The 23,221-nt window shown below is 40.7% G+C and carries 23 protein-coding genes and 1 other annotated feature; of the genes, 9 read left to right on the top strand and 14 right to left on the bottom strand.

Translation table 11 applies throughout. From position 1 onward, the window contains the following. Positions 1 to 263 precede the first annotated feature (263 nt). Entirely contained in the window at positions 264 to 1,118 is an 855-nt protein-coding gene (gene dat, locus KHB02_RS09745) for a D-amino-acid transaminase (protein ID WP_213144568.1), read from the bottom strand. A gap of 578 nt (positions 1,119 to 1,696) precedes the next feature. Here dat and KHB02_RS09750 point away from each other — a divergent pair. Both KHB02_RS09750 and KHB02_RS09755 read left to right on the top strand, forming a co-directional pair. Beyond that, positions 1,697 to 1,918, top strand: a complete 222-nt coding sequence (locus KHB02_RS09750) for a DeoR family transcriptional regulator (RefSeq protein ID WP_173058944.1) — start codon at positions 1,697 to 1,699, stop codon at positions 1,916 to 1,918. A gap of 759 nt (positions 1,919 to 2,677) precedes the next feature. Then, positions 2,678 to 4,051 carry an amino acid permease gene (locus KHB02_RS09755; RefSeq protein WP_213144567.1) on the top strand — a complete coding sequence of 458 codons (1,374 nt, stop codon included), beginning with the start codon at positions 2,678 to 2,680 and terminating at the stop codon, positions 4,049 to 4,051. Positions 4,052 to 4,114: 63 nt separating this feature from the next. On the opposite strand, the gene KHB02_RS09760 is transcribed toward KHB02_RS09755, so the two are convergent. After that, complete coding sequence (locus KHB02_RS09760) at positions 4,115 to 4,552, bottom strand: DUF2935 domain-containing protein (RefSeq protein WP_213144566.1); 438 nt, start codon at positions 4,550 to 4,552, stop codon at positions 4,115 to 4,117. A 105-nt stretch (positions 4,553 to 4,657) separates the two neighbouring features. On the opposite strand from KHB02_RS09760, the gene KHB02_RS09765 reads away from it, so the two are divergent. Next, a complete protein-coding gene (locus KHB02_RS09765) occupies positions 4,658 to 5,410 on the top strand; it encodes an AAA family ATPase (protein WP_213144565.1) in 753 nt (250 codons plus the stop codon). Positions 5,411 to 5,433: 23 nt separating this feature from the next. Here the strand turns inward: KHB02_RS09765 and speD are convergent, their stop codons facing one another. Then, complete coding sequence (gene speD / locus KHB02_RS09770) at positions 5,434 to 6,240, bottom strand: adenosylmethionine decarboxylase (RefSeq protein ID WP_213144564.1); 807 nt, start codon at positions 6,238 to 6,240, stop codon at positions 5,434 to 5,436. A gap of 190 nt (positions 6,241 to 6,430) precedes the next feature. Here speD and KHB02_RS09775 point away from each other — a divergent pair, with 190 nt between their 5' ends. Together KHB02_RS09775 and KHB02_RS09780 are read left to right on the top strand one after the other, a co-directional pair. Further along, positions 6,431 to 7,684, top strand: a complete 1,254-nt coding sequence (locus KHB02_RS09775; RefSeq protein WP_213144563.1) for a TolB family protein — start codon at positions 6,431 to 6,433, stop codon at positions 7,682 to 7,684. A gap of 92 nt (positions 7,685 to 7,776) precedes the next feature. Then, complete coding sequence (locus KHB02_RS09780; protein ID WP_213144562.1) at positions 7,777 to 8,211, top strand: Dps family protein; 435 nt, start codon at positions 7,777 to 7,779, stop codon at positions 8,209 to 8,211. 70 nt (positions 8,212 to 8,281) lie between these two features. On the opposite strand, the gene KHB02_RS09785 is transcribed toward KHB02_RS09780, so the two are convergent. Together KHB02_RS09785 and KHB02_RS09790 are read right to left on the bottom strand one after the other, a co-directional pair. After that, positions 8,282 to 9,001, bottom strand: coding sequence for a pseudouridine synthase (locus tag KHB02_RS09785; protein WP_213144561.1), 720 nt, complete (start codon positions 8,999 to 9,001; stop codon positions 8,282 to 8,284). Beyond that, entirely contained in the window at positions 8,991 to 10,622 is a 1,632-nt protein-coding gene (locus KHB02_RS09790; protein WP_213144560.1) for a putative polysaccharide biosynthesis protein, read from the bottom strand. The genes KHB02_RS09785 and KHB02_RS09790 overlap by 11 nt, the downstream gene beginning before the upstream one ends. 194 nt (positions 10,623 to 10,816) lie before the next feature. On the opposite strand from KHB02_RS09790, the gene KHB02_RS09795 reads away from it, so the two are divergent. Next, complete coding sequence (locus KHB02_RS09795; RefSeq protein WP_213144559.1) at positions 10,817 to 12,091, top strand: BaiN/RdsA family NAD(P)/FAD-dependent oxidoreductase; 1,275 nt, start codon at positions 10,817 to 10,819, stop codon at positions 12,089 to 12,091. Positions 12,092 to 12,100: 9 nt separating this feature from the next. Here the strand turns inward: KHB02_RS09795 and KHB02_RS09800 are convergent, their stop codons facing one another. Next, positions 12,101 to 12,286 (bottom strand): sporulation protein Cse60, encoded by a 186-nt coding sequence (locus tag KHB02_RS09800; protein ID WP_213144558.1) that lies wholly within the window; start codon positions 12,284 to 12,286, stop codon positions 12,101 to 12,103. Positions 12,287 to 12,431: 145 nt separating this feature from the next. Between KHB02_RS09800 and KHB02_RS09805 the strand changes: the two genes are divergently transcribed. The 3 genes from KHB02_RS09805 to KHB02_RS09815 are packed head-to-tail and all read left to right on the top strand — an operon-like array spanning position 12,432 to position 14,255. Then, positions 12,432 to 12,851 carry a hypothetical protein gene (locus KHB02_RS09805; RefSeq protein WP_213144557.1) on the top strand — a complete coding sequence of 140 codons (420 nt, stop codon included), beginning with the start codon at positions 12,432 to 12,434 and terminating at the stop codon, positions 12,849 to 12,851. Positions 12,852 to 12,874: 23 nt separating this feature from the next. Further along, positions 12,875 to 13,738, top strand: coding sequence for an FAD:protein FMN transferase (locus KHB02_RS09810; RefSeq protein ID WP_213144556.1), 864 nt, complete (start codon positions 12,875 to 12,877; stop codon positions 13,736 to 13,738). Next, entirely contained in the window at positions 13,725 to 14,255 is a 531-nt protein-coding gene (locus KHB02_RS09815; protein ID WP_213144555.1) for a ferric reductase-like transmembrane domain-containing protein, read from the top strand. Before KHB02_RS09810 ends, KHB02_RS09815 begins: the two co-directional genes overlap by 14 nt. A 496-nt stretch (positions 14,256 to 14,751) precedes the next feature. Here KHB02_RS09815 and KHB02_RS09820 read toward each other — a convergent pair whose 3' ends face one another. The 8 genes from KHB02_RS09820 to KHB02_RS09855 all read right to left on the bottom strand — a co-directional run bounded on the left by KHB02_RS09820 (position 14,752) and on the right by KHB02_RS09855 (position 23,019). Continuing rightward, complete coding sequence (locus tag KHB02_RS09820; RefSeq protein WP_213144554.1) at positions 14,752 to 15,057, bottom strand: rhodanese-like domain-containing protein; 306 nt, start codon at positions 15,055 to 15,057, stop codon at positions 14,752 to 14,754. Positions 15,058 to 15,108: 51 nt separating this feature from the next. Next, positions 15,109 to 17,526, bottom strand: coding sequence for a leucine--tRNA ligase (gene leuS, locus KHB02_RS09825; RefSeq protein WP_213144553.1), 2,418 nt, complete (start codon positions 17,524 to 17,526; stop codon positions 15,109 to 15,111). A gap of 41 nt (positions 17,527 to 17,567) precedes the next feature. Continuing rightward, positions 17,568 to 17,788 (bottom strand) — a binding site (T-box leader). A gap of 141 nt (positions 17,789 to 17,929) precedes the next feature. Next, positions 17,930 to 19,117, bottom strand: coding sequence for an MDR family MFS transporter (locus tag KHB02_RS09830; protein ID WP_213144552.1), 1,188 nt, complete (start codon positions 19,115 to 19,117; stop codon positions 17,930 to 17,932). A gap of 280 nt (positions 19,118 to 19,397) precedes the next feature. Then, positions 19,398 to 20,849 carry an ammonia-forming cytochrome c nitrite reductase subunit c552 gene (locus tag KHB02_RS09835; protein ID WP_213144551.1) on the bottom strand — a complete coding sequence of 484 codons (1,452 nt, stop codon included), beginning with the start codon at positions 20,847 to 20,849 and terminating at the stop codon, positions 19,398 to 19,400. A 3-nt stretch (positions 20,850 to 20,852) separates the two neighbouring features. Beyond that, the gene (locus KHB02_RS09840; protein WP_213144550.1) at positions 20,853 to 21,365 is read right to left on the bottom strand and encodes a cytochrome c3 family protein; all 513 of its coding nucleotides are present in this window, start codon (positions 21,363 to 21,365) and stop codon (positions 20,853 to 20,855) included. A gap of 74 nt (positions 21,366 to 21,439) precedes the next feature. Next, on the bottom strand, positions 21,440 to 22,240 hold the full coding sequence (locus KHB02_RS09845; RefSeq protein ID WP_213144549.1) for a hypothetical protein: 801 nt from the start codon (positions 22,238 to 22,240) through the stop codon (positions 21,440 to 21,442). A gap of 330 nt (positions 22,241 to 22,570) precedes the next feature. After that, complete coding sequence (locus tag KHB02_RS09850; protein ID WP_213144548.1) at positions 22,571 to 22,741, bottom strand: glycogen biosynthesis protein GlgD; 171 nt, start codon at positions 22,739 to 22,741, stop codon at positions 22,571 to 22,573. Continuing rightward, the gene (locus KHB02_RS09855; protein ID WP_213144547.1) at positions 22,738 to 23,019 is read right to left on the bottom strand and encodes a YtzC family protein; all 282 of its coding nucleotides are present in this window, start codon (positions 23,017 to 23,019) and stop codon (positions 22,738 to 22,740) included. The genes KHB02_RS09850 and KHB02_RS09855 overlap by 4 nt, the downstream gene beginning before the upstream one ends. Between the last annotated feature and the right edge of the window lie 202 nt (positions 23,020 to 23,221).

A 23,221-nucleotide genomic window follows, 5' to 3' on the forward strand; every position in this document is an offset into this window, starting at 1 on the left:
CATAGGGCCTCATGATTGGACTACCTGGTTTACTCTCGGATAAGTTTGGTTTACTCTCGGATAAGTTTGATTTACTCTCGGATAAGCTCGGATTACTCTCGGATAAGCCTGGTTTACTCTCGGATACGCCCGGTTTACTCTCGCATAATCCTGATTTACTCTCGGATACGCCCGGTTTACTCTCGGATAAATAAAATTTACTCTCGAAAGCCCATTTTTCTCTGACTTTAAAAAGACGTGGACCCTAATCCACGTCTTTTCCCTTATAACGATCCGCATTGTTTTTCAATTTCTTGAGTAAATAGTTCCTGTAATCTGCTTGTTAACGGGCCGGGAACCCCGTTTCCAACCTTTTTGCCCCCAACTTCAATGATTGGCATAACCTCACCTGTTGTACTTGATAAGAACACTTCATCAGCAGCAGCCAATTCATCCAGCGTAAATGTCCGTTCCTCAACCGGGATATTGTTGGCAGCACAGACCTGCAAAACAACGTCCTTGGTAATCCCTTTTAAAATCAAGTTATCCGATTGATGCGTGATGACCACGCCATTTTTCACAATAAAAATATTAGTAGAGCTTCCTTCAGTCACATCCTGTCCGCGATGCAGGATTGCTTCAAAGCAGCCCTTCTCAGCGGCCTGTTGTTTGGCAAGGATACTGCCGAGCAAATTTAAGCTTTTTATGTCACAGCGAAGCCAGCGGATATCCTCTGTAAGTATCGTTTTCACACCATTTTTCAAATTCTCAGCCGGCCTTGGAAGCTCCTTCGTATAGGCAGTCAGGGCCGGTACCACTTCTTTTGCCGGAAAAGAATGATTACGAGGCGCAACCCCCCTAGTAACCTGCATATAAACGATGCCGGTATGCAGCTTATTCTTTCCAACCAATTCCTCCAGCATTTCTGATAATTGTTCTGTAGAGTATGGTAGCGTTATGCCAATACTTTCTGAACTTTTTACAAAGCGATCCAAATGCTCCTTAATGGTAAACATTTTTCCGTTATAGACGCGAATGACCTCATATACTCCATCACCAAATTGATAGCCGCGGTCTTCAATGTCGACCATAGCTTCTGACCGGTCTATCAGCGTACCATTTAAAATTGCATAAGTCATGTCCAATACTCCTTTTTATACTATTTTACTAGTGTTTTCTCTCCTAAGAAAATCTTCCTGAAAATATCTTACCAATATTTTCGTGAAAAACGAAGTTCTGGACAGCCTATTCGTCTTTTTTCCTTGAGTTATAATTGAGATGTTTTTACAAAAAATTCAAAAAATTATCATAATCCTAACATGTAGCCCCATAACTTATAGTATGAAAATAAATGAAAACTCGTCGATTGACGAGTCCAATAGGACGAAGTCAGAGGCGTAGTTGAATTTATGCGTTAGGAAAGTATTAATTTGAAAAATTTATGCTTTCCTATTAGCTAAAAAAGGAGGCAGAAAATCTCAAAAATTTGAAACCTTGTAAGCATTTTTACGTAAACTTTACTATTGTGGTAGAAATTTTCTGAAATTATGGGTACAATATGGTTAGATGTATGACATCTAAGTACCACTTCAATGATTCCAAAAAAGGAGATGTCTGCGCGGAAAAGAAAACTACATATGTTGAAGAATCTTCTTCAAAGAGGCTGTCGGTAGAGGGATTAAGCCATAGGTTTGAAAAAAGGATAGGGAGTGGTTCTTTGAAACCTTCAACTAACCGGATGTTAAACCGCATCAAATGTATCTACATGTTTATCCGCAATAACGGCACTGTAACAACGCAGGAACTTGTAGAGGAATTTGGTATCACTCCTCGCACCATACAACGAGATTTAAATGTCTTAGCCTACAATGACTTGGTAATCAGCCCAAGCCGCGGAAAATGGACAACAACAGAAAAGAAAGTGAAGATGTCATCTTAAATTATCAACTAAAATTTCATTTGAACATAAAAACAGTACAGGGAAAAATTACCTGTGCTGTTTTGTTTTGTTTAACAAGGTAATCACCCTTTTTGGCAACACTCTAAAAGGCGGAATTTATCATGACTATTTATAGCGACTCTTCTATTCTGACTGATGGAGATATGAAATTCCTTCTTAATCTATTGCCAAATAATTTAGAACCTCTTCCTGATATTTATCTTTTCGAGGATTGACAATCTGTAGTTTCATTAATAGGTGCTCACGCCAGCCTGTTTGAACGCTACAGTCTATTAAAATCTATTATTCAAAACTGTGTTTTTTCAACCTTTAACTTTAAACATAATATAATATTCCTTTACCTTTTTAATTTACCTTATAAAGATAAGCATTTAGTCAAACTCCATGGCGCCTATTGTTTATTTCATGAAATCCGTCACCATCAGCAGTTTTCCCTTAACAAACAGCAGTTTCACTCATATTCATTAAATTCAGGACCCTACAATGGGTTGAAAAAGACGCAAACCAATTTGCCGTCAGGTGGATGAGAAAAAACCGGAAATCTATTAATGAAAAATTTCATCTTTCACATTCCTCATGGGATATTAGAGTAAATGAACATAATCGGCTTAGAATCGTTGCACATTAATATTCCTAGTATAATATTTTCTTTGACAAACGAAGAAAAAATGGTATATTAGTATAAAATACTTTAGCACTTAAAAGCGTTTAAGTAAAAAAGAAAAAGTGGGTCTGATTATGTTAAAAAAAAGTCAACAGGATTTAAAAAAAGGGCTGCTGCCGAGGCATGTACAGTTTATGGCATTAGCAGGAATGATTGGAACGGGTATTTTTAAAGGAAGCTCTGATACTTTGCATATTGCCGGTCCGAGTGTTGTGATCACCTATTTAATAGGCGGGATGCTATTATTTATCGTTATGGCGGCTTTGGGGGAAATGGCGCTGGCAAACCCCAATCACAATGTCCAGCATCTTGTCCATAAAGCCTTTGGATTCCGCTTTTCATTTATTGTCGGCTGGCTTTATTGGATTAACTGGATTCTTGTGACCATCGTTGAATTGCTGGCAGCAGGAAGCTTCTTGCAATTTTGGTTTCCGACTGCCCCGCTATGGCTACTAAGTTTTATATGCGCAGCGGTAATAGTTGGGATCAATCTTTTTCAAGTAAAATATTATGGTGAACTTGAATTTTGGTTTGCCGGAATCAAAATCCTTGCCTTAGTGGCTTTTATTATCTTAGGAGCGTTACTTATATTTGGATTTATTCCAAGCACCGTACATGACCCGGTATCAAATTATACAGGAAACGGTGGATTTTTCCCTAATGGTATTGGCGGGATCATGAGCGCCTTTTTGGTTGTTATGTTTTCATATGGAGGCGCAGAGCTAATTGGAGTTGCTGTTACAGAAACGAAGGACAGTGAACGTGTTCTGCCGCAAATTATTAAAGGTGCCATTTTCCGTGTAATCATTTTTTACATTTTTCCAATCCTTATTATTTGTGGAATTATGCCTTGGAATAAGGTAACTGGCGAGGATAGCCCCTTCGTTCAGGTATTCAGCAGCGCCGGACTGCCGGGTGCGGCCCACATCATGAATTTTGTATTGTTAACAGCTGTTTTGTCTGCTGCCAATTCTGGCATTTATGCAACTTCAAGGACACTGTTTTCAATGGCTCAAAGTGGTGTAGCACCGAAAGGGTTAGCCAAGACATCTGCAAACGGAATTCCTATTGCAGGGATCTCCATTACAAGTGTTTTTATTGCAGCGGGGGTTTATCTTGCCTATTTAACACCCAGCCAGGTCATCAGTTATCTAATGACCATCCCCGGATTTACAATCATGTTAATTTGGATTAGTATTTGCCTTGCGCAATTAAAACTCCGCCCATATTATAACGAAAAACCGAGATTTCTTGTAAAATGGTTCCCGTACACTACCATTTTCGCTGTTATTTCTCTAAGTACCATTTTTATTATGTTTTTGCTTAACCCTAACAATTTAATTGGATCAAGTGTTTGTGTAATTACTGTTGGAGTATTGGTTATCCTTTCATTTTTTACACAAAAAAGAGGCACAAAACTTAGCATAAATCCATCAAGTCCCTTTTAAAAGGCAGCCCCAAAAGGTCGTTGAATGACGACATTTTTGGGGGCTGCCTTTTTCTTTATATGATTAAGTTGTGGTTTGTGTATTATAGAGCAAAGCCTGGGCAATTCCGGTAAAGTATTCCGATTCTCTGATAATATGAACTAAGACCACCTTCGCGGTAGGATTGCCGCTGACGGCGGCACTTTCGTTTTTGATTTGTTCACACAGCCTGATAAAGGACAGGCTCTCCTGCAGGCAGTACGATATCAGCTGGATGACATGCTGGTGCAATTCATTGGTCACATTGGCACCGGAACGAATGACTGTCTCAATGTAGCGGACAACCTGCTGATGAGTTTCAGCTAATGCTGCCTCCCATTTTTTCAACGCATCCACAAACTCCGGCTCGAGCCCCTTCACCAACTCGCGGATAACAACGGTATGTTCTTCCTCCTGATGCTTCCAAAATTCCGCCTCGTCTAAAATTCTTAACGGCATTTGCTGTCCGTAGTAAAATTGCATTGACATCCCCTCCCCTGACAATCTATGGGATAGGCCTTTAAATTATTCGCACATTCCTGGTACGAAAATGGTAAAATGAGAAAAAGTCATTTTGAGGTTATAAATATGAGTTTAATTGGTAGTCAATATCTCAGAAGCGTTCGATTAATGAGAGAGGAATTACCCTCTTCCAATCGGTACCCTTTTAATCTGTCGTGCATGAAAAATTGGCATGAACTATTTTTTCATCCAAAGGTTACTTTTCTTGTCGGGGAAAACGGCATGGGTAAATCCACATTATTAGAGGCCGTTGCGGTCACACTTGGCTTTAACCCGGAAGGCGGTTCCTTCAATTTTAATTTTTCCACCTATGACTCCCATTCAGAACTTGGAGAATATCTTAAAGTTATTAAAGGCGCAGAAAAACCGCGGGATGGTTTTTTCCTTAGAGCGGAAAGCTTTTATAATGTGGCTTCTAATATTGAAGAGATGGATCGTGAGATATTAGGTCGTCCGGTCATAGATTCTTTTGGAGGGGTTTCCCTTCACGAGCAATCCCATGGTGAAGCCTTTTTCTCAACGTTCCTTCATCGATTTGGAGGCAATGGAATCTATATTTTAGATGAACCGGAAGCTGCCTTATCTCCATTACGGCAAATGTCGATGCTGACGCGGATTCATGATTTAGTGAATGAGAATTCCCAATTTATCATTGCTACCCATTCACCAATCATCATGGCCTACCCTGATGCGAAAATTTTTGAATTCACTGAAGATGGCATTAGGGAAAGCCGGCTCGAGAACACAAATCATTACAGGCTTATGAAGCAGTTTTTTGAAGATAAAAATAGGATGCTGCATCATTTATTAAATGAGTAAAGCTCAGGAGAACCTGAGCTTTTTTAGATAATATTTTTTCCATAAAAGATTTCGTCCATTTCAAACTTAATTCTCTCTGTTATTTCAATAACCTCATCAGGTGACAATCTATCTTTTGTATAGCCAAATAAATAATGATTAAGGTCAAATTCCCTCAGCTTACATTTGGTGTGAAAAATGTTCTCTTGATAGACATTCACATCAATCATATCAAACATTTCGCCGACGTCCTCAGGAATATAGTTTTGGATGGAGCTAATTTCATGATCAATGAACAGCTTATATCCATCCTTATCACGCGTAAAGCCTCGAACACGGTAATCAATTGTCATCACGTCCGTTTCAAAGGAACGGATTAAATAATGGAGCGCCTTAAGAGGCGAAATCTCCCCGCATGTAGAAACATCTATGTCGGCTCGAAATGTGCTGATTCCCTCGTCAGGATGATATTCAGGGTATGTATGAACGGTAATATGACTTTTATCTAATTGGAAGACTACAGATTCCATCAACGGACCAGGTGATTCCTCAAAGATTTCAGACGGCGCATTTTCAACCGGGCCTTCCGATACTAAGATCGTGACACTTGCTCCCGCAGGCTCGAAATCCTGACTCGCGATGTTTAATACATGTGCTCCTATAATGTCTGCTACATCCTTTAATATCCTAGTTAACCGCTCGGCACTGTATTGCTCATCGATATATTTTAAATATGCTTCCCTCTCTTCTCTTGTTCTCGTATAACAAATATCATACATATTAAAACTTAGTGATTTCGTCAAATTATTAAAGCCGTGTAATTCGATGCGTTGTTGATGTGTTAGTTTCATTTCACTTCCCCCTAAAGACCTTTTTCGCTTATAAATAATATTAATTTACCCATTAATCGTCATTTTTATGGGAATTATCATTTAGAAACAGGTGCAAAGTGTTGCCACTGTTTTATTTTTTTGAAGAAAACCTTAATTTTTTTCAAATTTCGGAGGAAAATAATTGAAGGATTGACAATGAGGTGAAGAAATGAAAAAAAGGTTTTTGATAGTATTGATATTCCTAATAATAATGCCGAACCTTACGAGAGCAGAGCCGAGAAGCAACAAGGTGATGGTTGCCTTTGTAAGGGATGGGTTCCTCTGGACAAAGATATATGGAAAGGAAGAAAGAATTACAAAAGAGCCGGCAAAATATCCATATCCGCCTCAATGGTCCCATGATGGCAAATGGATTGTATATCAAGTCGAACCTAAAGAGAAGCTTAGTCCCAATGTAGAATTCCAGACGGAGGTTTGGGTATACAATCTAGAAACGAAAAAACATAAGAGAATAACTCTAGATGGAACTAATCCGAAATGGTCCCCAGTGGAAAACCTTGTTGCATTTAAAAGCGGCGGTGTCTTAAATGTCTCGAATCTTGAATCTTTTTATAATATTGCCCTTGGTGTGGGAGACTACAATTGGTTTCCGGATGGACGGTCTTTCATCACAAGCTCGGGGGCTTCCCTAAGGCCTGATGGATGGACCAATACTATTCTCTACAAGATTGGGCTTGAAAGGAATTTAGACAAAATCACTAGCCTCACTAAGAATGTGAACAAGTTTTATACCATTCCCAGTGAATTGAAAAAAGGGAACGTTAGCTTGTTAGCAATTGATGCGACCGATTTTAAATTTTCTCCTGATGGAAAATGGATTTCCTTTATGGTCAGCCCTACTGCCTCTTGGTCAATGGACAGCAATTTGGTTTGTGTTATTTCGTCTGATGGGCAAACGTTTGAAGTTTTAGACGAAATTATTTGGGAAGTGGGGGCACCCAAATGGGCGTTTCAGCAAAATCGGATTGGATATATCGCGGGAGGCGGGAGAATTGTCTCCGGCTTTAAGAACAAAGATATGAAGGTCACGGACCTGCCTGCCTTTCAAACCACCAGCCTGACACCAGCCCATTTTGCAGAATTAGGCTTCTCTTGGAAGGATGACCATTCTCTTTATGTCTCAAGGGTAAAAGAAAGTGAATGGTCAAATAACCCAAAACAGCGGCCTGACCCATCGTTATTTTTTATAAAAATCGGTGATTCATTACAGAAACAAATTACCTTTCCGCCAAAGGACTATGGAGATTACGATCCAATATATCTTCCTGCAGCCGGTAAAATAACTTGGCTGCGATATCAGGATATAGCCATGACAACAAGAGACTTATGGATTTCAGACCCTGATGGTAAAAACGCAAAGGTATGGATTAAAAACGTCGGGGGCTATGATTTTTTTGAGTAAAAAACTTTGTTTATAATTATTATAATTTGGTATTAATTATAATATTATATATGTTATAATTTAAACAGATAGAAAAATAGGAGGAATGCTAAATGACACTAGAAAAAGTTCTTAACCAACAAATTGCAAACTGGAATGTATTATATACAAAGCTTCACCGTTTTCACTGGTATGTAAAGGGACCTCACTTCTTTACATTACATGCTAAATTTGAGGAATTATATGACGAAGCCTCAGCAACCATTGATGAATTTGCTGAGCAATTACTTACAATCGGCGGCAGCCCAGTCTCAACCTTGAAGGAATATTTGGAAATCGCAACAATCAAGGAAGCTACAGATACTTTGAAAGCTGAGGAAATGGTCCAGTCCATTGTAAAGGATTTCACACAAATCATCGCTGAATTACAAGCTGGAATGGAAACAGCTGAACAAAACAATGACGAAGTAACCAGCGACATGTTCTTGGGACTGAAAGGCAAACTTGAGAAACATAACTGGATGTTAAAAGCCTTTTTAGGTGCATAATCACATATTTTGAAGCATAAGAACCGTCCCCTTGCATCAAAAAAGCAGCCCGAATTTTAGGCTGCTTTTTTCATGTTATTTGATAATTTTTTAATAACTCTAGTTCTTCATCTGACAATTCCCGATATTCTCCGAGTTCGATCGTTTCATCCAGCTGCAATGGTCCCATCGATATCCGCTGTAAATAGACGACTCTTTTGCCCACAGCTTCGAACATTCTTTTCACTTGATGAAATTTCCCTTCGGTAATTGTCAGCTCGATATCTGAGCGGATACCGGATTTTATGATTTTCAGCTCACCGGGCTTGGTCAAATAGCCATCATCTAGGACAACACCTTTTGCGAAGGCTTTCACATCGTCCTCAGTTACTTCACGATCAATAACAGCAAAATAGGTTTTCGGAACATGCTTTTTCGGTGATAGAAGTCGATGCGCCAATTGACCATCATTCGTAATCAACAGCAAGCCCTCTGTATCCTTGTCGAGGCGGCCGACAGGAAATGGTTCATACACCTGATCCTCCATCTCCAGTAAATCAATGACGGTTTCATCTACGTTATCCTCTGTTGCAGAAATTACTCCTGGAGGCTTGTTCATCATCAAATAGATAAACTCTTTGTATTCAATCACTTCCCCGTTTAATGTCACGGTTTGTGTATTTGGATCCACATGCTGCTTGGCATCCTTGATGACAACATCATCTACTTTAACAGCACCATTTTTCAGAAGCTGTTTGACTTCCTTACGGCTGCCAAAGCCAAGGTTGGCAAGCATTTTATCAATTCTCAACAGCTTTTCTCCTTCCAAATAATTTTAATTTGGATAGTAAACGGTCTACTCTATTTCCAAATAAGCGGCGGGCCAGACCCGATTTTACTCCAAGGTAAAAATAAATACCAGCGCCAACCCCTGCACTTATTAAAATGATGGCCACAGATTGAAGCTTTGATTCCGGTGATAAAAATAACAATAAAAATCGATAAACAACCTCGGTGCCGACCCACATCAGTCCGGCAAAAATGGCAATCAATAAGCTTCTCCGCCAAACCAGCCGGAACGGATATTTGGCAAATTTCTTAATGATAATGATATTAATGATTATGGAGGCTGTGTAGCCAAGTGTTGTTGCCAACACCGCCCCTTTTATTTCCATCAGCTCAATCAGGGGTATATTTAAGGTTAATTTGATTAATAAGCCGACAAGCAAACTCAATATCGTAAAGCGCTGTTCATTGATTCCCTGCAGGATTGCGGCTGTTACAGAGTAAAGCGAAAACAATATCGCAACAGGAGCATATGTGCTTAAAACTCCCGCGCCCAATAAATTATGTTCATAAAACGCCGTATAGACAGGCTCAGCCAGCAAAGAAAGACCGATTGCTGCCGGCAACGTCAAAAACAAAAGCACTTGAAAGGTTTGGTTCAACTGATGATTTAAACTTTTTCGATTCCCCTCCACAAACGCCTTTGTGATGCTTGGGACAAGCGCTAAAGAAAAGCCTATAGCCAACGAAACAGGGATAATGACGATTTTATGCGATTCAAAATTCAAAATAGAAAAATAATCTTCCGCCACTTTTGCCTTTCCGATGGCAGCCATGGCCTTCGTAAAGGTAAATTGATCAATTGCTTGAAACAATGGATTAGCAATTCCAACCAGCACAAACGGGAAAGCAGAAATAAAGATTTCCTTGTAAATTTCCTTTAGTGATATATGTATTGTGCCTTTGTCATGGGTTAGAAGTTCGTCCAAATGCGGCTTTCGTTTATACCAATACCAAAATAAAACGAGCAAGCCCCCGATAGCCCCGGTAAAGGCGGCAAAGGTTGCAACACTGACGGCGGTAACCATTTTTCCATGAAAAACTTGAAGGACGATATAGGCTCCCAAAAGCGTAAAGGTAATCCTGACGATTTGTTCGATTACCTGAGAAAGAGCCGAAGGGCCCATTGATTGATGGCCCTGAAAATAGCCTCTAATGAGACTCATAAATGGAACCACTATTAAGGCAAAGCTGACTGCTCGCATGACAGTGGTAACATTTCCTATGTTTGCTTTTTCATCACCTATACTCATTTCCGCTAAAACGGGTGCAGCAATATACATTACCAAGAAGGCGGCAAAACCAGTTGCCAGCATGATCACTAAGCCAGATTTAAACAGCTTCCTGCCAACCGCATACTCTTCGAGTGCATTATATTTGGAAATAAATTTAGAAACAGCCAGCGGAACTCCGGCCGTTGCAATACTGATAAAAATGGTATATGGGACATACGAAAATTGGTAAAGAACTGTCCCTTCCCGGCCAACTATTTGAAAGAATGGAATAACATAAATAAGTCCGAGAATTTTTGAAAGAATCGTTCCAACCGTTAATATAAAGGTTCCTCTTAATAGCTTAGATTGCATAGAATCCCTTCCTGCTTGCAGAAATACGTGCGCATTCGTTTAGAAAAAAATTCGACTTTTTTTGCACACTATTGATAGTTTACAACTTCTTCTCCCTCGATGCTACTCACAACCAAAGCAAATTTGTGAAAAGTCGTTTATTTTCCTTATGTTATGCTTATAATGAAGTGAATATATTTTAAGTTGGTGTATATATGGAATTTGATTGTATAGTCATAGGCGGCGGGCCATCCGGACTAATGGCAGCCATCGCCGCAGGGGAAAAAGGCGCTAAGGTGCTGTTAATTGATAAAGGAGACAAGCTTGGCCGAAAGCTGGCCATTTCCGGAGGCGGCCGCTGCAATGTCACAAACCGCCTGCCTGTTGAAGAAATTATTAAGCATATTCCCGGAAACGGCAAGTTTTTATATAGTGCTTTTTCGATATTTAATAATGAAGATATCATTCGTTTCTTTGAAGGGTTGGGAATTACCTTAAAGGAAGAAGACCATGGGCGGATGTTTCCGGTAACAGACAAAGCCCAATCAGTCGTCGATGCACTGTTATCTCAATTAGAAAAATTACAGGTCAAAATTTTTAAAAATTGCGCTGTCGCCGAGGTCTTATATGAAAATGGACAAACCGCAGGAGTCCTGTTAAGGGACGGACAAACGATTGCCGCGAAATCGGTTGTAATTGCAGTCGGGGGCAAATCCGTTCCGCATACAGGGTCAACCGGGGATGGCTATGCCTGGGCCGAGAAAGCTGGCCATAATATTACAGATTTATTCCCTACCGAAGTGCCAGTAACTTCCGCTGAGTCTTTTATTAAAAATAAAACCCTCCAAGGTTTGTCACTCCGGGATATTGAATTAAGTGTATTGAACCCAAAAGGGAAACCCTTGATTTCCCACCGTATGGACATGATTTTTACCCATTTCGGAATCAGCGGGCCAGCCGTTCTGCGCTGCAGCCAGTTTATTGTCAAGGCGATGAAAAAGTGGAATTTAACACAGGTAACCATGAGTCTTGATGCTCTCCCTGACCGCAACGAGGAAGAGATTTTTCAAGAGATGATGAAGCTTGTAAAAGCCGAACCGAAAAAAAGCATCAAAAATACGTTTAAAGGATTATTGCCTGAACGGTACCTGTTATTTCTGCTCGAACAAAACGAGATTGATACTTCGGCACAGGGCGGAACGATTGCTCACGAAAAAATCCGCAGTTTCGCTAAGAACTGCAAGCAGTTCGAATTTAAAGTGAATGGAACGCTCTCAATCGAAAAGGCATTTGTCACCGGCGGGGGGGTCTCTGTCAAAGAAATAGACCCAAAAACAATGGGATCGAAACTTATGGATGGTTTATATTTTTGCGGAGAAATCCTTGATATCCACGGATATACAGGTGGATATAATATTACCTCTGCACTTGTGACCGGGAGACTTGCAGGGACCAACGCTGCCCTCTCTGCCAAAAAACAATGGGCCTGATTCTTTATATCAGGCCCGGTAAATAATCATCGCCGAAAAACAATAAATCTGATCTTCCTCCTCATCTTCCTGAAATGCCGCAACATTATATTTAATATCCAAGAGACTCTTATCATCCAAACCTCTTAAAAAGCTATTCATTTCTTTCTCCAAATCCTTCTCATGCTCACGGTCAAACAGCTTTACCTGAATCATTGGGCTCTCCCTTTCTTTTTTTTTATCATTATGACCATTTTTTCAAAATTTTAAAAATTAACTTCCGCTAAAAATTAAGATGAAGTTAAGGTTAAGCCTATACACTTCTTTTTGTAGGTTGTTAGTTCAGAAAGGAGAGATTCACTTGGATAAAAAACAAAAGATCTCCTGGGGAGTTAGCTTTGGGAGTTTAGCATTAGTAGCAGGAATGATGTCATATCTAGGATTTTCAAACGGCAGCAATCTATTTACCGCGAATCAGGGGGCTGCCGCGCAGCAGCAGGATGGGTCCGGAAACCAGCCACAGCAATTTGGAAGCCAATCTGGGCAGGGAGAGGACAGCTTTGGATCCCAATCCCAAGATGGGCAAGGAAGCTTTGGATTCCGGCATGGCCATGACCGTTTTGGCGGGGATTATTCCGGACAAACAAACGGAGATAATGGCTCCCTTGACTCCAGCAGCGGGTTCTCTTCAGATGACAACGGGCAAAATCAATTTTCATCAAATAGCGACTCTGGATTTGGGCATCATGGCGGCTTTGACACGACGACAGGTGGCACCTGATATTTAACTATCAATTTAACTCGATGAGTACTACCGTTAAAATTGCCATTAGCTATGAGCTTCCTAACCATGATTTGAGCTTAATCTATCAGCTATTTGAATTAATTGAAAAAACCTGCAGCCGCTTTAGAAGTGACAGTGAGTTGTCCCTTTTAAACAGGCAAATTGAAAAGGAGGCCATTGTCTCATCTGAAATGTTTTCGATTTTAACGGAAGCGGATAAATTTTTCTGGGAGTCAAATGGAATCTTCAATCCAGGAATTTTATCTGCTCTTGAAACAAATGGATATAATCAATCTATTGAATTTGTCAGAGGTCAAGATATGGACCTGCCTCTAGATGCTATCGGGGTAACATCCCAGCCATTTAAGTTAAACCAGGGCCGGCAGGCGGTTACGCTGCACACGAGAATCGACCTTGGCGGCATTGCGAAGGGGTGGGTGATTGACCGTGCCGCTGAAATACTCGAACAATATGGCTATGGATTCATCAATGTTGGCGGCGACATGCGAATTTTTGGAACACTGCCCCGCCCGCTGAACATCGGGATTGAACATCCAATGAATCTATCCAATATGATTTCATCTGTTCAGGTTCAAGAAGGGGCCATCGCCACTTCTACTTCCGCAAAGCGAAAGTGGTTTGTAAATGGAGAATTAAAGCACCATTTAATTGATACAAGAACAGGTCATTCATCCGAAAGTTCCATTATTTCCGCCACTATCACTGCCCCGACTGCTATAGAAGCGGATGTTTGGGCTAAAATCATCCTTTTAATTGGGGAAAAGGACGGACCGGGAAAGGTTTTGGAAAAAGGACTTGGAGCCATTTTAATCAATCAAAATTGCGGCATCTGGAAAGGAGGAAGTTTGTATGGAAATGTTTGAGTGGTACCTAATACGTACGACCGGAACTATTGCCTATGTATTGCTTTACTTGTCTGTCATGATTGGTCTTTACACACAAGTACAAAAAAAACGAAAGCAAAAAATTGCTATACCTTTAATCTGGCATGAGTCGTTGTCCAACTGGGCTTTTATCCTTACTTTAGGACATGTCGTCATTACACTTATTGATCAGTATATGTCATTTCAGTGGTTCGATGTGCTGATTCCATTTCAAACAGACTATCAGCCAATCCCAATGGCACTAGGCATACTTGCCCTCTACTTCTTGATTTTAACCATAGTAACATCAAAGGCCCGGAAAGCAATCGGCTATCAGGCTTTCCGAAAAGTACATGCTTTAAACCCGATTTTATATATTTTTACAACCATGCATGGACTCATGATGGGTACAGATTTTCAAGGAATTATTGTAGCAGCAGTAAACCTTCTTCCATTTATGTTTTTTGGGATTTTGCTATTAAAGGGGAAAAAGGAACTTGATGCTTCACACTTATAAAAAAACCGATTCCAAATTGGAATAACGAGTTTACTTTAGAGGTGATTTTTTTGAAACATAAGAAGTCTTATCCTTAATTGAGTAACTAGTGATAATAATAAGCGAAGATTTTTCCGCTAAATGGAGAATAGGGCTCATTCCGGCGTAAATAAGGGAAGTTTTTCCGCTTAAACAAAGCAAAATCCCCAATACTAAGGTTTTTTGAGTCAATAGGGGAAATTTCTACGCCTATTTAAGTTATTCTTAATCTTATTTGCTAATTAAGGGAAATTTCTCCTCTTATTTATCAAACTCTGTCTAATGAACTTGTACAACTTACGGTTGCTTTTGTCAGATAAATAAAAATAAGGCTTAGAGATATTTTCATCTCAAAGCCTTATGGACTGTGCAATATACTGTGATTTGTGTTGTGAAAAATTATGTGATTTGCTATGTGGTTAGGGTTGTGATTTACCGTTTTGCACCTCACAAGTAAACCTGTCAAAATTGGAATCGGTTATTCTGTTTCACCCGTCCACTCAAGCATGCCGCCGACCATGTTGCGAACCTTATATCCTTGCTCCTGCAGGTAATGGCAGACATTACCGCTGCGGCCGCTGGAACGGCAGATAAATATATATTCTTTGTCTTTATCAAAGTAATCGAGATGTACCGGGATATCGCCCATTTTGATATGCTTGGCACCTGGAATCATGCCCATAGCAACCTCGTGGTCTTCCCTGACATCCACCATTTCAGGCTTTTCTCCTGCTTCAAGCTTCTTTTTCAATTCCTCAGTAGTGATTGTTTTGATTTCTTCCATTTTATCCATCCCCTTCAAAAGAGGCTGCCCCAAGGACAGCCTCCTATAATATTAGTTAGCGACAATGTTTACAAGTTTTCCTGGAACAGTAATCACTTTGCGAACAGTTTTCCCTTCGATTTGTTCCTTAACCCGGTCATCATCCATTGCAATTCCTTCAAGTGCTTCTTTACTTGCATCAGTCGGAACTAATAGCTTCGCTTTTACTTTGCCGTTGACCTGAATCACGATTTCAACTTCGTTATCCACTAGCTTTGCTTCATCATATGCAGGCCAAGCTTCATAGGAAATTGTATCATTATGCCCTAGTTTTTCCCAAAGTTCCTCAGCAATATGCGGTGCCACTGGTGAAAGAAGCTTAACAAAGCCTTCGATAAAATGCTTTGGAAGAACAGTTGCTTTATAAGCTTCATTAATGAATACCATCATCTGAGAAATGGCTGTGTTGAAGCGCATTCCTTCGTAATCCTCAGTTACTTTCTTTACGGTTTGATGGTAGGCTTTTTCCAGATTGGAAGCTTCTTCGTTCGGCTGAATTTTTGGAATCAATTCACCGTTTTCCTCCACCAGCAAACGCCAGATACGGTCGAGGAAGCGGCGGGATCCATCTAAGCCGTTTGTGGACCAAGCGATTGAAGCATCAAGCGGTCCCATAAACATTTCGTATAGGCGCAGCGTATCTGCACCGTGGGTATTGACGATGTCATCCGGATTGACGACGTTGCCTTTTGATTTACTCATTTTCTCATTGTTTTCACCAAGAATCATTCCTTGGTTAAAAAGCTTTTGGAATGGTTCCTTGGTAGACACAACGCCGATATCATACAAGAATTTATGCCAGAAACGTGAATATAGCAAATGAAGTACGGCATGCTCGGCACCGCCAACATAAATGTCAACTGGAAGCCATTGCTTTAATTTTTCCGGTGAAGCTAATGCTTCCTTATTGTTCGGATCAATATAGCGCAAGAAGTACCAGCAGCTGCCAGCCCACTGCGGCATCGTGTTGGTTTCACGGCGACCCTTTTTGCCTGTAACAGGGTCAACCACATTTACCCAATCCTTAATATTGGCTAGCGGTGATTCACCTGTCCCGGACGGTCTGATTTCGGTTGTTTTTGGCAGCATTAATGGAAGCTCTTCTTCAGGTACGGCTGTCATAGTGCCGTCTTCCCATTGAATAATTGGAATCGGTTCACCCCAATAACGCTGGCGGCTAAACAGCCAGTCGCGGAGACGGAAGGTTACCTTCTTCGTACCAATACCCTTTTCCTCAAGCCAGAAAATCATTTTTTTAATCGCATCTACTTTGTTTAGACCATTTAGGAAATCGGAATTGACGTGTTCTCCATCGCCGGTATAGGCTTCTTTCTCTACATCGCCGCCGGCAACAACTTCCTTAATCGACAGCTTGAATTTCCTCGCAAATTCAAAGTCGCGTTCATCATGCGCAGGAACAGCCATAATTGCTCCAGTACCATAGCTGACTAAAACATAGTCGGCAATCCAGATTGGCATTTTCTCCCCATTAACAGGATTGATGGCGTAGGCTCCAGTGAACACCCCAGTTTTTTCCTTTGCAAGGTCGGTACGCTCGAGGTCACTCTTTGATTTTACTTTATCTAAATAAGCTTCAACCGCCTCCCGCTGCTCAGCAGTTGTAATTTTATCCACCAAAGCATGCTCTGGAGCAAGCACAGCATAAGTGGCACCAAATAGTGTATCAGGGCGGGTCGTAAATACCGTGAAGGTTTCATTGTGTCCATCGATTTGGAAAGTCACTTCCGCACCCTCGGAACGGCCAATCCAGTTCCGCTGCATTTCCTTCAAGCTTTCCGGCCAGTCCAGTTCTTCTAGATCTTCAAGTAGACGGTCGGCATAAGCAGTAATTTTTAAAATCCACTGTCTCATTGGACGGCGTTCAACCGGATGGCCTCCGCGTTCACTTTTTCCATCAATGACTTCTTCGTTGGCTAAAACAGTTCCAAGCGCTGGACACCAGTTGACCGGTACTTCATCAACATAGGCGAGACCTTTTTCCCATAGCTTCAAGAAAATCCATTGTGTCCATTTGTAGTACTCAGGGTCAGTCGTATTGACTTCGCGATCCCAGTCATAGGAAAAACCAAGAGATTTAATTTGTCTGCGAAATGTGTCAATGTTTTTCGCAGTAAATTCAGCAGGGTCATTGCCTGTATCTAGAGCGTATTGTTCAGCAGGCAGCCCGAATGCATCCCAGCCCATTGGGTGAAGGACATTATAGCCCTGCATCCGTTTCATCCGTGAAAGGATATCCGTTGCAGTATAACCTTCCGGATGCCCCACATGCAGTCCGGCCCCTGACGGATATGGGAACATATCTAAAGCGTAGAATTTCCGTTTGCCCGGATCTTCGCTTGTTTTAAATGTTTTTTCTTCTTCCCATTTCTTTTGCCACTTCTTTTCGATTTGTTGATGATCGAAACTCATATCTGTAATCCTCCTTAAAAAATAAAAAACCTCTCATCCCCAACAGGGACGAGAGGACTGTATGTATCTTCCCGCGGTACCACCCACATTAGTGCAATGCACTCGCTTCATTAATCCTTAACGCGGAAAACGGCAAACATTACTTTTCATTCATGCCTGCAACTCCTAGGCGAGTTCATGACCCTCCCGGTTGACTTGCACCAGCCGTCAACTCTCTAAATACGGGACTTAAATCACTACTACTCCTACTCACTGTTATTAAAATATAAATATAACGTAATTGTATTAAATTTTCTAACAGTATGCAAGTAAACTTGAGCCTATTTTCATGGTTGACAGGGATACTTGATTTTAAACATCAAAACCACAGTCAGTCAACTGTGGTTTTGGTTGCAGAAAGTATTTATAACGCTTTTGCAGTCACCTGCTCTTGTGATTTCAAATGACGGTCATATACTACGGTTGTGATAATTGCAATGAAAAATAATCCGATTAAGATTGTGAATAAAGCAGACATGCTGTACAAATCAACAATGACGCCTCCAAGGAGCGGTCCAATCATTCTTCCGCCGGTTGCTGTACTGTTAACAATTCCTTGATAAAATCCTTCGCGGCCCTTAGGAGCAAGGGCGAAGGCTAAGGTTGGCACCGCCGGCCAAACGAACATTTCCCCAATTGTTAAAATAATCATTGCGGCTAGGAAGCCGGTAAAAGCCCCCGCATTTCCAGCAACGATAAATGAAATGATAAAGATGGCAATTCCAATTAGAATTTGCACCTTAAGGGATGCACTAAGATGTTTTAAAACACCATTTAAAACAGGCTGCCCCAATACGATTAATGCCCCATTTATCGTCCATAACAAGCTATATTGTGTGAGGGAGATGTTGATTTCCTGCGTATAGGAAGCAATTGTTGTGGTCCACTGGACATACGCAACCCAGCATAGTAAATATCCCGTACTAATAATAAGTAAAGCTTGCAGGTTAGCTTTGCTTTTTATGGTTGGAGCAGTTTTGGTGTTTGTTTCACGCTTAGCTGAGTCAATCACAATTCCTTTATATCCGAAAACAGCGATAAATAAAAAGATCACATACATGATGGTATTAGCTAGGAAGATTAGCTGGAAGGAATAGTCGGCAACAATGCCGCCTAAAGCAGTACCAACAGCGACCCCGAGGTTTTGTGCAACATAGAGGGCATTAAAGGATTTCCGGCCGCCTTCTCGCCAAACCGATCCTGCCATGGCATACATCGAAGGAAAAATAATACCTGTTCCAAAACCAACAATAGTTAAAAAGACAACGTAGGACGGCCAGCTATGCCAGATGGTTAATCCCACCAAGGCTATAAGTGAAATTCCAATTCCCAGCAGAATCGATTTATAACCGCCTAGTTTATCATATAAATTTCCGCCAAACAGATTTCCGATTACGGTGGCTCCTGCATTTAACATTAGGACGATTCCGGCAACCGAAAGGGACTTACCTAGATAATCGTGAATATAAATCGTATTTAAAGGCCATAAAAAAGAAGAGCCTATTACATTCACTGCCATCCCAATGATTAAAAGCCATAAGGCACGTGGCATGAAAAACGCTCCTTTGATAAAAAATATTTCGATATCCTTGGTATTTTAGCCCTTTTTTAGTAGAAGCGCAATCCTTTTTGATTACCATTTTTCGCATGGAAAGCGATTATTAAAAAATTGACACAGTGTCACAAGTTTGTCACTATATACATATAGGAAAACACTGTCCCTATAAAAGAAACAGTGTTTTCAATAGATTAATCTCCTCATTCAGGCTCTTTCCAATAGGTTCCTATTCCTTCTTGGCCGGACGAATAGAAAACCTGATAACGGAAAGGGTCTATTTTTTTGGCGTTGCCGGTACTACAGGTGCCTGCGCCGGGAAGTAGCTGTTTACAGCTTGATCCTTCTTCTTCTCATTTACCTTCTCATCAGCGACAGCCTTTTTCACTTTTTCAATTTCTGCATTTACCTCATCCAAATTGACACCCTTTTTGATAAGCTCTTCGGTGGCAACGCGAATCGCTTTATTGGACGCTTCAACAGAAATGCGCAATGAATCCATTGAGCCTTGCGGATTGTGGAAGCCTGACGAGTTTTCTGCGGCGATGATATCCCAGTACCATTGACCTTTACGAACATATTCTTGCGCTTCCTTAATTTTTTCTTGGCCCACACCTGATGTAATCATCTTATTTATATAATAATGGGCAGTTGTAGAAATATCCTGTGCTTCGTGTAGAGCACTAACGTTAGCTTCCTGAATTTCATAGACGCGGTCTTTTAGCTTATCCAGATCACGGTCACCATGGCATTGGCCGCAGGAAGTCTGCATGGTTTTAAGCGGTGATGTCCACCAGTGGGACGAAATCTTTCTTTTTCCATCGACACGTTCATATGGCATATGGCAGTCGGCACAGGATACACTGGCTTTGCCATGTGGACCCGATGCATTAGTTTCAAATTCAGGGTGCTGGGCTTTTAGCATCGGCGTACCGGAAATGCTGCTAACCCAGTCTTTTTCAAAGCCATTTTGTTTAGCAATCGTGTTATAGTATTCATACATATCTTCCGGCTTAAAGCCGTTGTTCCAAGGGAAAATAACTTCACTGTTGCTGGCTGCAAAATGGTACTCTACGTGACACTGGCCGCACACATAGCTGCGCATTTCATTTTTCGTTGGCTTCGACGTATCAATTCCTTGTGCATTTAAAGCTTTATAGAAGCTCGGACGGGTGACGCGTAAATCCATCGTTTTTGGGTCATGACAGTCGGAGCAGCCGATTGGCGAGTGCCCCATCGCTTCCCCTTTAGGCCAGATAACCTGGTTAAAATTAGCGCCCCAGTAGCTGTCGCCCATTTCTTTAATCATCCCCGGCACAGCGGTTGATTTACAGGTATAACAAGAACCTACTGATTTATCGGTAATACGTTTAACATTGCGAATATCCTCTAACGCATAGACGTGGCCTCTGTCTTCATTGTATTCGGTCGCGAATCCGTAACCGTTGAAAAGGATTGGAAGTAATGGTTCTTTATCCGGATCATATTTGCTCCGTTTGACAGAGCCATTGTATTTGGTATCTTCCATTTTCTTATTTTTCATATAACTGTTGTATTGTAGCGGAAATAAGTCCTTGAACGCTTCATTACTTATTTCATTTTCTGAAAGGCCTGTTGTTTTCTGTCCAGCGGCATTTGCCGTTTTTTCGCCGGAATCTTTGCTGCATCCGGTGACAATCAGTACAAACGCCAGGACGAGAAGATATGCCCCATATCTCAACCTGTTCATTTCTTAAAATCCTCCCTTATTTTCTAATAGCTCTCCTGATTTTGGCGGCTTATTAAAATGGTCATCTTTAAAGCCTTTGCCATGCGGTACGGTTTTGTGGCATGAAATACAGCTGTCTTTCGCATCATGCGAGACATTGGTCAGTGTACTCTGATGGCAGGAAATGCAGTTTTCATTCATGATATTTTTTGTACGATCTGTCGCATGAATGACATCCGGAATATCCTCTGTTCCCAGCGTGTTGAAGTAAATATGCGTCATCCCCGCGCGCGCTTTAAAAAATAACTTTCCAGTTTCACTTTCATGAGGCAAATGACAATCGTTACACTGTAATTCAGCGTGCGTAGAGTCCATGAATGAGGCATACTGCGATTTCATGGTATGACAGTTTTGGCAAAAACCCGGGGAATCCAAGTACGCCATTGTTTTCACCGTAGAAAAGGACAAGAAAACACCCACAAGGAGAGCCAATACGATTAAAAACCGTTTGTCGATTTTTAAAAGCTTTTTAAACATTTTATTCACCTCCCATACTCCCTTTTTTCTCTCTTTTTTTATAAATTAAAGTACGTAGTACCTTAATCACTTAATTAGGAAACCTTATTTCTTTTTCGAATGAGAACGGTCAATGCTGCTGCCGACAACAGGCTGATACCGCCGAATGCCCCTAGCGCAAGATTATTAGAAGTCTTTTCTTCCATCCTTCCGTCGGTTTTCGATAATTCCATGACCGATTTCGTTTCGCTGCGTTCATATTGTAGGTTAAAGCTTTTTTCATCTCCAGCCTTCACATCCTGAAAGTGATAAGCAAATTTTTCTTCTCCATCAGCATGACTCTGTTCCTTTGGCGCTGGGGTCAGTTTCATCTTTTTTGCTTTAGATGGTTTTGTAAAATTCACATTCACCAGCCCAATATCAACAAAGCTTTTAAAGCGATAGGATAAAAATTTCTTATCATTATTTACATTTAAACTATTGGTATAAAATTCAATCACAAACTTATAGCGTTCATGCGGACCAATTTCCTGGCTTGTGGTCCAGGAAATGGTTCCTCTTTCACGGTTAATCCTGTATTCCATTTCATACACCTGCTTTAAATCTGCTGAGTAATCTGCAACATATCCGATTCGGAAGCCTTTTTCATTCATAGGAAGAGGAATTTCAATTTGTCCAATTTGAGCCTGGTCAGAATCGTTAACTATTGTTCCATGATAGCCAATTAACAACGGTGGATGGTCTTTCTCCTTGTCATTTGGATGGAACGCAAACTCCGGCATGACCTGAATGGTTAATTCCTCTAAACTAAAAATATTTTGCTCCTCTTCGGCATAGCAAGTGGAGGGGCTTACAATAATGAAAAGTATCCCAATGATTAGCATAATTTTTTTCATTAACTTGAACTCCTTAATAATGGATAAAATGTGAATTGATTCACAAAACAACTGAAATAAGAGGCTAGACTAAAAGATTTGCCTAACTGGGAATGAGAGGTATTACATGGAAGATTGTTTTCCTACCCTATTTAAACCATTTGTGAGCTGGCTTCATCCGTGACGGAAATCACACTGAAATATAGAGTTATTTCTAAAATGTGAACATAAATTCTCTCTATTCTCATGATGTTTCTAGGGTAAAATTGATTTTACAATAATGTTTTTTTATTTTTCCAGAAAAAAAACCTCTCAACAATACGTTGAGAGATTTTGACAAATTTATGAAGATTAATTATTTTCCTGGTGGAATTTCGATTTTACAGGCTGACCGCCAGTTTGTTCATACTTCTTTTTAGCTTGTTTAATGATGTCTGCATCTTGTCCAAACTCAATGTCCTGATTGTTAATTCCGTTTCGCGTTTTTTGTTCAGGGTTTTGCTGTTTTGAACGTTTTTTCAAAACTGTTCTCCTCCTCGGGTCCCTTGTAAAATCAAACTATTTTGCAGCTGCTGAACCTGCAGTCTCATTCTGTGCAGCTGTTCCCGCTGTTGCCCATTAGCGCTATGAGCCATCGTACAGATATCCTGATACGTCTGCTCAAGATTTTGCAGCGCCGTCGTATAATCATTATCATTGTAATGCTCCTGAAGACTGCTTTGCTTATACTGCTCCTCGGCGCAGCGAAGACAATCCTCCACCTGCTGCGTTAAGTTTTCCATTGATTCGCGAGTAGCCATGTAAGAACCCCCTTCTTGATATGGCCCGACCTAAAATCATTCAATTGAAGCGCACAGCTTCATTTCTTATTTTGTTCCTCATTCTTTTTCCTATTACACGATTGAATTGATAAATCCTGGCAGTGATAAATACTGTTGGATAAGGAATTCCTTCATGATAAAATTGAATTTATGCAATTAATTAAAAAGGAGTTTTTCCTGA

Source organism: Neobacillus citreus (assembly GCF_018343545.2).
GTDB classification, from domain to species: domain Bacteria; phylum Bacillota; class Bacilli; order Bacillales; family Cytobacillaceae; genus Neobacillus; species Neobacillus citreus.